The 14457-nt window shown below is 65.8% G+C and carries 9 protein-coding genes; 4 read left to right on the top strand and 5 right to left on the bottom strand.

Annotation, left to right across the window (positions count from 1 at the left end; genetic code table 11):
* The coding region (locus KBX08_RS18380) for a helix-turn-helix domain-containing protein (RefSeq protein WP_210784697.1) at positions 1-895 on the bottom strand (895 nt) is incomplete at its 3' end.
* 353 nt (positions 896-1248) lie between these two features.
* Here KBX08_RS18380 and KBX08_RS18375 point away from each other — a divergent pair.
* Both KBX08_RS18375 and KBX08_RS18370 read left to right on the top strand, forming a co-directional pair.
* Entirely contained in the window at positions 1249-1998 is a 750-nt protein-coding gene (locus KBX08_RS18375) for a helix-turn-helix transcriptional regulator (RefSeq protein WP_210784696.1), read from the top strand.
* Positions 1999-2024: 26 nt separating this feature from the next.
* The gene (locus KBX08_RS18370; protein ID WP_210784695.1) at positions 2025-2495 is read left to right on the top strand and encodes an NUDIX domain-containing protein; all 471 of its coding nucleotides are present in this window, start codon (positions 2025-2027) and stop codon (positions 2493-2495) included.
* Between the two features lie 616 nt (positions 2496-3111).
* On the opposite strand, the gene KBX08_RS18365 is transcribed toward KBX08_RS18370, so the two are convergent.
* The 3 genes from KBX08_RS18365 to KBX08_RS18355 form a co-directional block, all read right to left on the bottom strand.
* A complete protein-coding gene (locus tag KBX08_RS18365) occupies positions 3112-6354 on the bottom strand; it encodes an NACHT domain-containing NTPase (RefSeq protein WP_210784694.1) in 3243 nt (1080 codons plus the stop codon).
* A gap of 339 nt (positions 6355-6693) precedes the next feature.
* Positions 6694-9081 carry a discoidin domain-containing protein gene (locus KBX08_RS18360; protein ID WP_210784693.1) on the bottom strand — a complete coding sequence of 796 codons (2388 nt, stop codon included), beginning with the start codon at positions 9079-9081 and terminating at the stop codon, positions 6694-6696.
* Between the two features lie 124 nt (positions 9082-9205).
* Positions 9206-10258: an NAD-dependent epimerase/dehydratase family protein gene (locus KBX08_RS18355; RefSeq protein ID WP_210784692.1), complete on the bottom strand. Its 1053-nt coding sequence runs from the start codon at positions 10256-10258 to the stop codon at positions 9206-9208.
* Positions 10259-10558: 300 nt separating this feature from the next.
* On the opposite strand from KBX08_RS18355, the gene KBX08_RS18350 reads away from it, so the two are divergent.
* Together KBX08_RS18350 and KBX08_RS18345 are read left to right on the top strand one after the other, a co-directional pair.
* Positions 10559-11866 carry a glycosyltransferase family 2 protein gene (locus KBX08_RS18350; protein WP_210784691.1) on the top strand — a complete coding sequence of 436 codons (1308 nt, stop codon included), beginning with the start codon at positions 10559-10561 and terminating at the stop codon, positions 11864-11866.
* Positions 11867-11959: 93 nt separating this feature from the next.
* Complete coding sequence (locus tag KBX08_RS18345; protein ID WP_210784690.1) at positions 11960-12397, top strand: hypothetical protein; 438 nt, start codon at positions 11960-11962, stop codon at positions 12395-12397.
* On the opposite strand, the gene KBX08_RS18340 is transcribed toward KBX08_RS18345, so the two are convergent.
* Positions 12321-14195 carry an adenylyl cyclase gene (locus KBX08_RS18340; protein WP_210784689.1) on the bottom strand — a complete coding sequence of 625 codons (1875 nt, stop codon included), beginning with the start codon at positions 14193-14195 and terminating at the stop codon, positions 12321-12323. The two genes, KBX08_RS18345 and KBX08_RS18340, sit on opposite strands and share 77 nt — an antisense overlap.
* Between the last annotated feature and the right edge of the window lie 262 nt (positions 14196-14457).

Raw genomic sequence — 14457 nt, 5'->3', positions numbered from 1 at the left:
CCCTCAGGCTGGCGGCGATCCCCGCGGCCCGCTCGGTCAGCTCGTCAGCGCGGCGGCTATCGCCGCAGCCGGCGGCGGCCAGGGCGGCCTGCACCAGCAGCGTCCCACCCACCGCCCAATCCCGGCGGTCGCCCTGAACCCGGCGATCGCCCCGACCCCGGTGATCGCCCCGACCCCGGTGATCAAGAGGTTTGGGGGTGGTTTGATCTCCAAAGGTCCCGCAAACCTCTTGATCACCGGAGTGGGATGAGGGTGGAAGGACGCGGTTGGCGGCGGGCAGCAGCGCGGACAGGGCCAGATGGTCTCGGTCTTGCGCGCGGAGCGCTTGGCCTACCGAGATGGCTGCCGTTGCCACCAGGATCGGGTCGTCGCTGGCGGCGGACATCGCCCGGTCGGCGGCCAGCCAGGCGAGGTCGGCCTCGCCGAGCTTCACCAGCAGCGACGAGGTGATCCGGTACGCCTGGACCAGTAGCTCTGGTGTCTGCGCGGCCTGGGCGGCGTCGAGCAGACCCGGTAACACCCGCACCAGCTGCCCGTAGTGCGCGTGCTGGTAGCTCAACCAGGCGTAGGCGACCTGCCTTCTTAGTTCGTCCGTCTGCTCTGGGGACTGTGGGGTGTCGTAGCGGGCGAGAGCGGTCCGGATGTCGTCCACCCCGTCCGGCGTGCTCGCCGGGGTGCTGCGCTGCTGGCCGAGCAGCACCTCCGGATCGACTCGCAGGACGTGGGCCAGTTCCTGAATCACCGAATAGCGGTCCAGGGCGCGCACGCCCCGCTCCACCTTGTCCACCCAGCTCTTCGACCTCCGGAGCCGGTCTGCCAGCATCTGTTGCGTCATCGACCGCCGCACCCGCCATCGGGCCACCCGCCGGCCGATCGGGAGGTCATCGCTGGTCACGCCGCCACCGCCGGTCCGGGACCGCTCGGGTCGTGTCGTCTACGGGTACGCGTTCCGCCTCGGCCTGCGCAAGCAGGCGCTGTTTGGCAGCCTCCCGCTCGGCCGCCTCGGACTGCTCGCCTCGGCTTTGCGACTCGTCGCCTTGCATGCCCACCCCCGCCAGCCGGTGCCGACGCTTAGACACACCGAACCTCAGCCGTGCCTCTCGCGTCCTGTTTGGATGACCTGTCCTGTGGAACCAGGCTCCGCCGATTGGTAATGACGACTTCACCGCGAGTCACGGACGACTGGGGACGTCCTTGCTAGGCTGAGCCGTCCCGATGCCGTCCCCAGCCCAGTGCGCAGGAGATGCCATGCCGAACGACCGTCTTCGCAACGGCATGCTCAAGAACGGTCTGACGGCATCGACGTTGGCGGAAAGGCTCGGTGTCGACCCGAAGACTGTCGAGCGGTGGGTGACACAGACCCGCAACCCGTACCCGCGTTATCGCCACACCATCGCCGAACTGCTGAACGAGAGTGAGTCGTACCTCTGGCCGGACGCGCTTCCGACGCAACGAGCCGTGCAGATCAGCCAGTCGGAACTCGTCCACATCTACCCGCGCCGCGGGGCCGTCCCAACCGACCTCTGGCAGCGGCTCCTGGTGCAGGCCAACCGACAGGTCGGCGTGTTGGTCTATGGAGGACTGTTCCTGCCCGAGTTCAACCACCGCTGGATCGCAACGCTCCGCGAGAAGGCGTTGGCTGGGGCGCAGGTGGAGTTGCTATTCGGCGACCCGGAGGGCGAGCACATCACCGAGCGTGGAGACGCCGAGGGCATCGGGCCAGCCATGTCCAACAAGATTCTGAACGCGTTGGCGTTCTACAGAGACCTACGGGACCTGGACAACGTCGGGATCTACTACCACGACACCATCCTTTACAACTCCATCTACCGCTTCGACGATGAGATGCTGGTCAACACCCACCTCTACGGCACACCGGCCGCGTACGCGCCGGTGCTGCACCTGCGGCACCTTGGAGGGGGAGACCTGTTCGACAGCTATGTCGCTAGCTTCAACCGAGTCCTCGGGAAGAAGCGGGCGGTTTGGCCTGAGCATTGAGATTCTGGCGGTGAAAGGCTAGGACCATGGCGCGGATCGAGCACTTCAACAACCCGAACGCCCCGAAGCCGAACAGCATCGTCGTCGCAGTGACCGTCTTCGTGCAGGACGAGCAAGACCGGGTGCTGCTCATCCAGCGCACCGACAACGGCCTGTGGGCGCTGCCCGGCGGTGCCCAGGACTTCGGCGAGTACATCGCCGAGACCGCCGCGCGAGAGGCGCGCGAGGAGACCGGTGTCGAGGTTGAGGTGACCGGCGTGGTCGGGATCTACACCAACCCGAACCACGTCGTGGAATACAGCGACGGCGAGGTGCGGCAGCAGTTCTCGATTTGCTTCCGTGGCCGGTACGCTGGCGGGCAGCTTACAACGAGCGATGAGTCGTCGGCGGTGTGGTGGACAGCTCAAGATCAGTTGAACGGTCTGTCGATTCACCCGTCTATGCGGCTGCGCATCGATCACGGTTTCGAGCGGCGAAACGAGCCCTACATAGGTTGAGCCGACGCCCGTGCCTGCGTCCGTCGCACGACTTCCAGCAGTGAGGGCTCGGCCTGTCGCCAGAACCACGTCACCAAATCACCAGGACCGTAACGCTCCCGTATTTCGGCTAGCCGTTCCGCGACCGATAGGTCTTGGCCGTCAGGTCCAGTCGTCATATCCGAGAACCATAGGGCGTCCGAGACGTCCGAATCCTCCCTCGGAAACTCGCAGTCCAGGACCTCATCGAGCCCTCGCCTTTCGGCCTCGTGGGATGCACAAGAGTGGTAAGCCACCAGTCCGGCTAGGCGATAGCCAAAGCCCTCATTCAGGACCCAACGCGCCCCGTCCAAGGCATGGAAGCCGGTTTCAGTGATGCCGGGCGCATATCCGACGTCGTGCAGCCAGGCTGAAGCTGTGAGGACATCCTGCTCTTCCACGCTCAGACCTAGCCTCAGCCCCGCAGCCTTCTGCGCGACAGCTTGGACGTGTCGCCAACGCCGTGGAAGTGCGGTCGCCAACCTACGTTCAGCTGCTTGGGCGGCTCGCTCCGAAAGAGACCTCACCCCTTCGAGCATAGAACCTGCCCGGAGGTCCGGCTAGATCCCAGAGCAGGTCTGCTGAAGTGGCCGGCCCATTAAAACGTCGAGCCGTTGATCGACAATTCGATCGTCGACCCGCGAGGAAGATTCGACCGGATTTCCCGGGCGACCGTCGGGAAGCTTTCAGCGCGCACGTATCGGATCCGGTTGTGTCGCACCGGTGAGTAAAGAGGACCTGCTGAGTCTGGTACGAGTATCCCTATTTCAAGCCGCTTTAACATTTTCAGTGCGCGGATTGTCCGTATCGCGCCCGAACTGACCGTCGGATAGTTATACTCGTGTCCGCCTGACAGGATCGCCTCACGCAAGCGATCCTCTGCGACCACAACTCGAAGGACTTCAAGTTGTGGCGATTTACGCAGCAGCTCAATTTCCGTTCCGGATGGCCATCCAGATATGGACACTTCCTTCAACGTGGGGAGATTACCAATCTTTGCCAGGCTCGGACGATGCCAATCCAGGGCAGTCCGGCCCGAACCAATGCAAGACCACGCCGGCGCGCGGTGAGCATAGTCTACCGCCGACGCCATCCAATGCTGCGCTAGAAAATCTACCCGTTCGAGGGCAGAGTTGTTTGGCAGATCGAGGCCATTCCCCGGAATTGCACTGACATCTATTGTCAAGCGCCGAAGATCAGGGAGCGTTCCAATCGCGTCGACGTGACGCTCAAGGGGTGCACTATCCGGAATACCGAGCAATGCCAGTTCCCGTAGTCGGGCGCCGCGTAGACCCTGCAGACCAGCGCGAATAAAAGAATCGTGAATGATCAAAGTGTTCAGTTCAGGGCAAGTCGCCGCATCCTCCAAGTCGATGACGGCTACCCTATCGAGGATAAGAGTGCGAAGGTTGCTGTGGCCCTTGAGGTCCGAAAGTCGATCGAACGCTACGATTTCAGGACCGGGCATCTCTTGCACTACAAGCGTGGTTAAACCCCCCAGTCTCGCAGCCGCGCGGAACTGTCCCGGGCCGCTAGCGCGGACGGACACATCATCAAGGCGCATATCACCGAGAACAGCACTGGCGTAAGATTCCACTGCGGATTCAGGCCAGTAGGTGGCAAGCTTACCCCTCACTGCCCGGCTTTGCGATTTGCTAATTCGAGCCAGCACGGGAAGCGAATCCTCGACATCGAATCGATTGACAACGTCGATCAGTAAGATGCCTTCTAAATCCGTCAGATGGGTGGGGTCCGGAATCACATCCAATACCACCTCGCCGGCAGCAGCAATTAGGTCGACCTGCCGCCATTCTTCCGGCACAACGAGCCGCGAAGCCTTCTCTCGTACTTCCAAGACGAGCGTCGGATCGAGGGCGCCAGGGTGCTCTAGGCATGAGACCGCTAGCAGATATAGCCGGCGCTTGACGTCCTCATCTTCCTCTCCGCGCTTCACAAGCCCTCGTATGATTCGCTCTCGCTCGTCCCTACGACTATGTCCGACGGCCATCACAACGACTTCACGCCAGTGATCCTCGTGGGCATGCTTTATCATGGCGTCGATATCGCCATCGTCAAGGATGGCCTGCGCAGCCAGATACTCTTGAAACGTCTTATGCAAAAAGTCGATTCTTCCAACGACCGGCTCTCTCAACGTTCCGGATCGAAGAAGGAGGAAGTTTAGAACCTCAGAAGGTCGAGACTCAACATACGGCATCGCCTTCATGTAACGCGACAATCGAGTAGTCGCGTCCCGCCTGTCGCAATCCGACCATCCGTTACGCACGAGCCAATACGCCAACTGGCCAAGCAATGCTTCTTGGTCCTGCTGAGACAAGTTGACTCTATCTGCGTTGATGCCCCGCGATTCGTCGCGACGTACGAGCAGCATTTCAAGGGCGGCTCGATACAAACCCATCCGGTCCTGCGGCAACTGCCGGTAGCGCTCAAGGTGTAGAGCGCAAATCAGAGCGCAAAGTAGCGGGTTAGTGGCTAACCTACGGAGGTCACGGCGCCGCGCGAGTTTGTCTAGGAGTTCTGACTCGTAAGTCGCCAATGCATGCCCAGAATCGTCCCGAACCTGTCGAATCGCCTTGTGCCATTGACCGACGAATGCTCGAACATCAGATGACCCCATTGGTAAAAGCATAAAGGTATCGAACTTGTTCGGTACAAGGGCCTTCCCGTCGACGGCAGGTGGACGAGACGTAATCACGTAGGTGGAATCCGGGTAGGTCTTCACTAGGTCATTGAGCCATACCCACACATCTCCTCGTCGGTTTTGCGGCAGTTCGTCCACCCCATCGATTAGGACGAGAGCCCGACCCGCTTTCAGAACCGATGCCACCCACTTCGGAGGCGCCTCGGATGACAGGGCGGGAGCGATCTCCCGCAGAAAGAGGTCAGGCATCGGCAGGTCTTGTAGCGCATATCGGCGGAGCGGAAGCAGGAACGGCACGCCCGCCGACCATCCGTCCGGCAGACTCTCGGGGGACTGCACCGCGTTAACTGCCAGCCATTGCAGCAACGTCGTCTTTCCTGAGCCCGCTTCTCCTCGTATTAGAACCCGTTTCGCGTCGGCTAAAGCTTCATGAACTCTCAACCGATCCGCGCCAGCACGCCCGTTGCGTCGATTCGCCTGCTCCGGGGACGCATTAAGACTCAGATAGGCAGTACTCAGGGAGTAAGCATCGCTGTGCCGAAGGGTTACACCGAAGAGTTGCAGGTTGTCGAGTTTATCAAGCACCAACTCCAGGTATCTTCTCTCGAAATCGAAGAGGTCGTGAGAATCCGAGCCTTCCGAGAGCCTGTCCAGCGAGTCAGCTATCTCGCCCGTGCGACGTACGAGCTCTACCTGCACCCGACGCGTAAACTCTGGCTGCCGCGTAATGAACTCAACGATCTGCCAGCAGCACTCTCGCAGAACACGCTCATATGCGATTGTTTCCTCGGAACTCAACGCAGCTTTTTCGGGTCGATCGGGATCGCTCCTGCGGATTTGTGTATATAGGCGATCTGGCTCTAAGTCAACCGCCAGGAGACTTGAAGCCGTGAACGTTGGCATTTTCCCGAGGGTGTCGCAGGCGGCAATGACAACGCAGGCCCAGTCGTCTTCTCCAACCGAGCCAAACTCGATCGCGCGAAGTTCAGAAAGCGCTGCGCCGACCTGGACCGCCAACTTACCGCTCAGGGAGCGCGTTAGACCGTTCAGTCGGCGGCCAGGAAGCTTGACTCGACCTTCGGGATAAACTGGACTTCTCGCAAGTCCTGCGCCTACGGGTCGTTCGATGGCAACTCGAACGAGTGTTCCGATAGCCGGTCCCAGTAGTTTGGCGAGATCCACTGCCCAGCCTCCATGAGTTTGGCTCACCATTGTGCACTGGTTGAAGCCGGGCGTCACTCGCCAGTCAGCGGAGTTCGGTCTACCAGGACGCTGAGTCAGGGATCCGACAGGTGTTGCTGTTGCCTGGATGCTGGTTCGCCAGGCCAAGTCATGGATGATCTTGCGCGGCCCTTATTTATCTACGCAGCCACATGCCTGTCACCCAGCCAAAGGTGCATGAGGGGGCGATGTAGTCGGCGGCGAGGATTTTCATCCTGGCCGAAGGCTCAGTTCTGATCCGCAGAGTGTGCTGCGTCCGGATGGGCGGCCGCCGCTCCCCGGCGGCCGCCCAAGCCTCGGTCAGCTGGCGTAGACCTCCAGCGTCGACAGTTGCCCAGCCGGCCAGCCGGTGTTTCCGGTGACGGCGATCCGCACGTAGCGGGCCTGCGCAGCGCTGAAGGTCAGCGTCACCTGATTACCAGTGGCCGGGTTGAAGGTCCGCCCCGCCGATCCGACAAGCGTGCCGAAGCTCCCCCCATCAGCGCTGCCCTGCACAGCGAGGGTCTGCGTCCGGCTGCCCCACGCCGACGACGGCGGCAGCTTCAGCACCACCCGCCCAACAGTGCGCGACGAACCCAGATCAACCTGAACCCACTGCGGGAACGCGCTGTTGGCACTCTCCCAGTAACTGTTCGCGTCACCGTCGACAACGTTCCCCGACCCGTAGGTCTGGACGTGGCTACTCTCGCTGGTGGACCGACCCCGGGCGAGGTCCGAGTTCGCCGCGGCGTCAGTCGTGACGATGACCGCCGAGGACGCGCTGGAGGTGTTCCCGGCGGCGTCGCGGGCGGTGACGGTGAAGGTGTACGCGGTGGACGGGCTGAGCCCGCTCACCGTCGCAGTGGTGCCCGTGACGGTGGCGACGACGTTGCCGCCCTGGCGCACCTGATAACCCGTCACTCCGGTGTCGTCGGTGGAGGCCGTCCACGCCAGGGACACGCTCGTCGACGTCTTGCCGGTGACCGTGAGGCCGCTCGGGGTGGTCGGCGGGTTGTCCGGGACGGTGGTGCCGGCGTACACCTCGACCTGGGCGAGTTGGGCGGCCGGCCAGCCGGTGTTGCCGCTGATGCTGAGACGGACGTGGCGGGCCGTGGTGGTCGTCAGCGTGCGGGTGACGGTGTTGCCGGTCGCCGGGTCGAAGGCGAAGGCGGAGGCCCCGGCGATGGTGGCGAAGGAGTTGCCGTCGACGCTGCCCTGCACGGTGATGGTCTGGGTGCGCGCGCCCCAGCCGGCGGGCAGCCGCACCACGAGTTTGTTGACCTGGTGGCTGGCGCCGAGGTCGACCTGCCACCAGTGCGGGAAGGAGCCGCCGCCGCTCTCCCAGTAGCTGCCGGCGTTCGAGTCCACCGCGTTCGACGCCGGGAACCCGCCGCCCTGGCTGCTGGCCGAGGTGGGTCGGCCGGCGGCCAGGTTGCCGGTGACCGGTGGCGGGGTGCCGACCATCGGCGGGGTGGGGCGTACGGCGGTGAGCGCGAGTTGCCCCTTGAGCATCCGGCCGCCGTCGGCGGTGATCCGCAGGTAGTAGTCGGATGAGCAGGCGACGCCGTCCTCGTCGAGGGCTCGGATGTTCGCGCCGGCCGGGGTGGTGGCCTGGGTCTCGGACGTCTTGGCGATCTGGTTGCCTTCGTTGTATTCGTCGAACATGGACACGTACAGGCCCTGGGAGCCGAGTCGGACCATGTTGTAGATGTGCCGCCAGTAGAAGTCGCCGTGTTTGCGGTGGCCCCCGGCGAGGTCGCCGGGCATCACGCAGGGCAGGTAGTCGATGCCGCGCGCCGCGCAGTCGGCCATGTCGCCGACGTTGACGTTGTTGTAGTAGGAGTCCAGCTCCTCCACGGTCCTGGCCCGGTAGACCATCCACGGCGAGATCGCGTGGAAAGCGTGGTAGACGTCGAGGAAGCCGGGGCGGGAGTCCTCGATGCCCTGCCGCCACCAGGTGGGCACGCCACCGATGACGTAACAGCCCTGGGCCTTGAACCAGTTGATGACCTCCAGGCAGGGCCCGGGGGTGAAGGGGCGGCTGGGCTCGCTGAAGCCGAAGCCCCAGATGCAGACGACCGGTTTGCCGTTCTGTCGGGCGTACGCGGAGGACGCGGTGTGCGCGGCCATCTTCGTCGTCCAGTCGGTCTTGATCTCCGATTGGAAGGTCAGCCAGTCGGTGACGTCGTACATGATGTAGAACTTGCGGTTGTGGCGCTCGGCGGCGGAGCGGACCTTCTGGGTCATCGCGTCGCGGGTGGGGCCCTCGTCGCCCATCGGGTTGAACCGTTGCAGCGCGGCGGTGTCGCAGCCGTTCTCCTGCATCCAGCGGAAGTGGGTGTCCACCGTCTGCTGGTCGTACGAGGAGAAGAGGGTGGCCGGCTGACCGTTGCCCAGGTTGGGGTACGCGGTGGGGTAGGTGCGGGTGTACTCGCGCATGTCCGGCCAGGACACGATCGTGGTGTTGGCGGGTGAGGGCGGTTGGAACCGGTCGCGGCCCCAGTGCCACCAGCCGCCGATCGGCGCCCCGTCGCCGGGTGCGCTGAACCAGCCCTGGTAGCCGACCGTCACCTTGCCGACCACGTCCCCGGGAGGGCTGGCGGCGTGCGCGGGGCTGGACATGCTGGTGAGCAGCTCGGTGGTGGAGGCGGTGGCGAGGGCGGACCCGGCCAGCACCGATGTGACGAACCTGCGGCGGGAGACCGCCATGACGACCACTCCTTCGGGACGGAAGGCATTGACGGCCATCGTGGCAGCAGTGGATGCCGACCCGCAAGAGTGAGACTGATCTATGAAAATCCCGATCAGATGACGGGAATTACGCGCTGAGCCGTCACTGGCTGACGGCGCGCTCCAGCGCCCACACCGGAGACAGGATCTGACTTGGGGCTTGGCGGCGGCGGGCGTCGCGCACCGTCATCCGTACGCCCTCGATGAAGCCGATCTTCGGGTACCACCCGAGCAGCTCGCGCGCCTTCCTGGTGTCCAGCGCCATGTTGCGCACCTCGCCCGGCCAGGGCAGCGGCTCGTAGCGGGCCACGTTGTCGACGCCGGACGCCTCCCGGACCGTGTCGTACACCTCGTTGACGCTCGTCTGCCGACCCGAAGCGATGTTGACCATGCCCACCCCGGGGTGGTGACAGGCGACCGCGATCGCCTCGGCGACATCGCTGACGTGGACGAAGTCCCGGGTCTGCGTACCGTCGTCGTAGATCACCACCTGCCGGCCCCCGAGCAGCGCGTCGACCATCAGGGACACCACGCCGCAGTCGCTGCCGTCCTGCCGGGGCCCGTAGACATTGCCGAAAACCATCGAGGTGTACGACAGGCCGTGCTGACGCCCGTACCAGTCGAGGTAATGAACGCCGGCGGCGGTGCTGACGCCGTACGGGCTCACCGGGGCGATCGGGTGGTCCTCACGGACCGGCAACTCGTGGGCGGCGACGTTGCCGAAGATGGCGCTGCTGGCCGCGTTGATCACCAGGCGTACGCCGCCGCGGGCGCAGGCGTCCAGCACGTTGACGGTGCCAAACACGTTCACGTCGGCGTCGTACAGGGGTGAACGATGGGCGGCGGGAACGCTCGGCTGTGCGGCGAGGTGCACCACCACGTCCGGCTGCCACTGGTGGATGACCTCGACACCCTCCGGCGTACGGATGTCACCCGAGATGACGTCCGCCTCGGTCAGTCCGCCGATCGCGGCGTCGGCCAGGTTCTCGAACCGGCCGGTGGAGAAGTTGTCGAGCACCCGGACCTGGCTGCCCATCAGCATCAGCCGGGCGACCACGTGGCTGCCGATGAAGCCGGCACCCCCGGTCACCAGCACGCGCCCGGGAATCAGGTCCGTCGGCGGGCCGACGCCGACGGCGGTAACGGGCAGGTCCATGTCGGACTCCTTGGAACGACGGAACGGTCGGCCCGCTGCGGCAACCGGACGGCCGGACACGACCATAGCCCACCAAAAGGCCACCAAACGGACGATCCGTCGAATGTCTTACGTAGAGATATGCGAGGTTAGTACGAATATCCCTGTTTCGCCTATTCATCACGATTGAACCTTTATCGCTAGTACTTTCTCCCCGGGGGGGTGTCCGCCGGCATGCCCTCGGAGCACCGGACGGAGAGGGAGGACGGCGTGTTGAGAGAGACTGCGGGTCCGCCGCCGCGACAACCGGGCGGTGGCGTGATGAGCGCTCCGCTGCTGTCGGTACTGCTGGTCAGCTGGAACACCCGCGAGCAGACGCGACAGTGCCTGGAGTCGCTGGCGTCGACCGCCGATCCCGATCTGGACTACGAGGTGGTGGCCGTCGACAACGGCTCGTCCGACGGCTCAGCCGACCTGCTCGCCGACCAACCCCGGGTACGACTGATCCGCAACAAGCACAACAACGGTTTCGCCGCCGCCGTGAACCAGGCGTACCGCCGGGCGAACGGGCATCTGATCCTGCTGCTCAACAGCGACATCCGGTTCCACCCGGGCGCGCTGTCCCGAATGGTCGACCATCTGCGGGAGCGGCCGGACGTCGCAGGGGTCAGCCCGCTGTACCTCAACCCGGACGGCACCTTTCAGCAGCACTACGTTCAACAGCCCAGCTTCGCCGCCACCATCGCGCTGGTGACCGCGCTGCGTCGGCTGCCTGGGTTCCGCCAGGCGCTGCACCGGTTCCAGATGCGGGGCGAGGACTTCAGCCGTCCCCGGCAACTCGCCTCGGGCAGCTGCGTGCTGCTGCGCCGCACGGTCCTCGGGCAGCAGACCATCTTCGACGAAACGTTCCCCGTCTACTGGACCGACGCGGTCCTCGCGCGGCAGCTCGACCAGGCCGGGCACGAGCTGTGGATGCTCCCGGACGCCGTGGTGACGCACAGCCGGGGCGCTTCCTGCCGGCTGCTCGGGCCGACCATCCGCTTCCGACACCTGTTGGGCAGCCTGGTCGGATATCTGCGGCTGACCCAGCCCCGGTACCGGTTGCCGGTGTTCCGGGCCGCGCTGCTCGCCGACCACCTGGTCAAGCGGCTCTTCGGTCGATCCGTACAGCTGGGCCTGGGCGACCTGCTCGCCGCGCTGCGCGGCGACGTCGGCCCGCTGCCCGACGGTGACACCCGCGACTGGGTGGTGCTGTTCAGCCGGACCCGATGGTCCGTCGACGGGCATTCGACGGTGCTGGGGCAGTTGGCGCCCGGGCAACGGTTGCTCTTCGTCGACCCGCCGGGACGCCGGCCGCGCTGGCGGTGCGAGGTCACCCCGATCGGCTCGGCGGCCTGGCACGCCGTCGCACCGACCGCGCTGCCGCTGGGTGATGCGGCGCCGCTGGTGAACTGGATCAACCGGCGGATCGCGGCCGGCGCACTGCGTGGCTGGCTGGACCGGCACGCCGGCGCCCGCCTGCTGCGACTCGACGACGAGCGCGCCCGCCCGGTGCTCGGCCGCCTCGGCGAGGACGAGTTGCTGCCCGCCGGAGCGCCACGGCCGATGGAACGGTCGGGCCGTGGCTGAGCACAGCGCCGCCCGGCGCCGCGAGGTCGCCACCGGCAACAGCTGGTCGGCACGGGGTGTCCAGCTGCGTTCCCTGTTGGAGGGGTTGCCACGATGAGAACGCCGATCGTCGCGCCCGGTGTGCTGCTCGCCGGTGCCGGGCTGGGCGGCGTGGTCACTGTGGTCACCCTGCTCCCCGGGCCGGTCGGTCTGGCAGCCGCCATCGGCGTGCTGTGTGCCGGTGTGTTCCTGCTCTGGCCCTGGGCCGTGCTGCCGGTCGGCATCATCGGCGGCACGGTGGTCGGCGCCCTGCTCAGCGGCGGTGGCGTACGCGGCTACAACGTGGTGGAGGTGCTGCTGCTGGCCGCTGGCGGCGCCGCGCTGGCCGCGCGTCACCGGCTGGGTTCGAGACGGCCCCGCGACGATGGGGCCGGAGCCAGGCTGGCTCCGGCCCCATCGGTACGCCCGATCCCCGTTACGGGGTCGGATACCGGGTCAGGTAGACCGGAGCGCCGACCTTGGTCATGTCGGCAGCGTCCCCGACGCCGTTGACCACGTGGTCGATCGTGCCGGCGCTGAGGTTGACGGTCATGATGTGGTGCAGCCGCACCCCGGCCCGGTTCGGCACCTCGAAGCCGTTCTCGGTGTGGATCGACGGGTTGTTCTGGTTGAACACGTACACCCCGCCCCCGTACAGGGTGTGGTGACGCACCCGGTCACCGACCTTGTACCCGGCCCAGCCCTCGACCGCGCCGTTCATCCAGTCGGCCTGCGTCGGCGGGTCGTACGGCAGCTCGTTCTGGTAGAGGATCGTGGTGCCGTGCTCGCCGTTCCAGACCGTGTTGTAGCGCTGGAAATGCTCGACGAAGAGGCCGGTCGCGGTCACGTGGTCGCCGTTGATCACGGCCCCGTAGCGACCGGTGTTGGTACGCCAGCGGTCGGTGTCACCGTTGACGCCCTCGGTGAAGCCCTCGACGCCGTGATCGCCGCGCCACACCCAGGTGTGGTCGATGAGCACGTTGTCGCTGTTGACCTCCAGCGCGGTGTTCGTACGCCCGATGTGCGGGCCGCCGACCCGGAAGTACACGTCGGAGAGCGTGGTCGGGTTGTGCGGGCTGCTCGCGTTGCGGCCGTGCTCACGTCCGACCCGCAGCAGGACCGGCGACTCGACGAGGCCGGCGTCGATCGTGACACCGGCGACGACCACCCCGGGGACACCGGCCACGTCCAGCGGGATCGCGCCGTTCACGGCGGTCAGCGTGGCGTGCCCGATCCCCAGCACCACTGTGTTAGCACGCCGGACCTCGATGCTGCGCGCGATGTCGTACGTGCCGGGCGTGAGCAGCAGGTGCTTGCCGCGCGCCAGCTGACTGTTGATGACGCGCACCGAGTCCGACGGCTTGGCGACGAAGAAGTCGCCGATCCCGATGGTCCGCCCCGGCGTGATGCCGTCAGCCCAGGAGACGCCCCGGCTGTCGCGCTGCGCGGCGGGCACCCGCACCTGGTAGCGCCCCTTGCCGTCGACGAAGAGGTAGGGCTTCTCCCGGCTGAGCGGGGTGGTCTGCAGTGTGGTGTACGGCGGGTCGGGGAACGTGGCGTCGTCCGGCGCGCCCTCGACCCCCGCGAACACCTGGTTCCACACCGCGTTGGACCAGCTACCGACCTCGCTGTTGCGGGTCAGCCACTGTTGCTGCGAGCCGTTCGTCGTGGCCGGCAGCCGTGAGTCGGCGATGAACCCGCCGCTGGCGTACTGCGGGCCGGCGGTGCAGTAGTCCATCAGCGACAGACCGCCGCCGCCGATGTTCAGCCGGCGCATCGAGACCGCCTGGGAGACCGCCCAGAAGTTCGCCGACGACCGGCAGTCGTCCTGGCCGGCCGCGTTGATGGTGAGCGAGAGGTTGGACAGGGTGCGCCAGAAGTTGACCAGCGCGAGGCAGTTGCCGGTGCCGCCGTCGGCCAGGCAGCGGTTGTAGACCTCCAGCTTGCCGTTGACTGTGACGTCGGTGGGCGAGGCGCCCAGGCCGGACACCTCGGTGTAGTAGCCGACCTTGGCCTGCAACGGCTGCGCGGCCGTGCCGTACGTGCCGGGCTTGAACAGGTAGGCGTGCCGCTCGGTGCCCATCTCGTTGTCGACCTGCCGGGCGTGCGCCGCGTCGAGGGTCTGCTGGATCTCGCCGACCGGCATGGACGGGTCGAAGATCGTCACGTTCGGGCCGAAGTCGGGTGCGCCGTGCGTCGGGCGGCCGGCGCTGGCCGCCGTGCTGGTCATCGTGGTGGCGGTGGTCAACACCAGGGCGAGCAGAAAGGCGCGACCGGATCTCCGGCGCACGTCTCGGGACGGGGTTGTCATGTGGTTCGTCCTCTCCGCTGGCCGGGCGTACTTCCGGCGCAGCTGGGGGCGGTGAGAGCGCTCTCTGACCCTTGCCGCCGGAGGTTGGGCCGGGCCGGAAGGGGTTGAGATGTTTCTACCCGTTAATCCGCCCACACGCCACGACCACCGGTGGCGAACCTTCGCGCCGGGCCGCGACGCGAGCCCTCTCCCCGCGATCTTGCACTTTCTGCGGGCGTTACGCGGCTTTCGCGGCTTATGGCACTGCACAAAGCGCAAGATC

This window comes from Micromonospora sp. H61 (genome assembly GCF_018070325.1).
GTDB lineage: Bacteria > Actinomycetota > Actinomycetes > Mycobacteriales > Micromonosporaceae > Micromonospora > Micromonospora salmantinae.
This window is presented reverse-complemented; position numbering and strand designations above follow the sequence as displayed.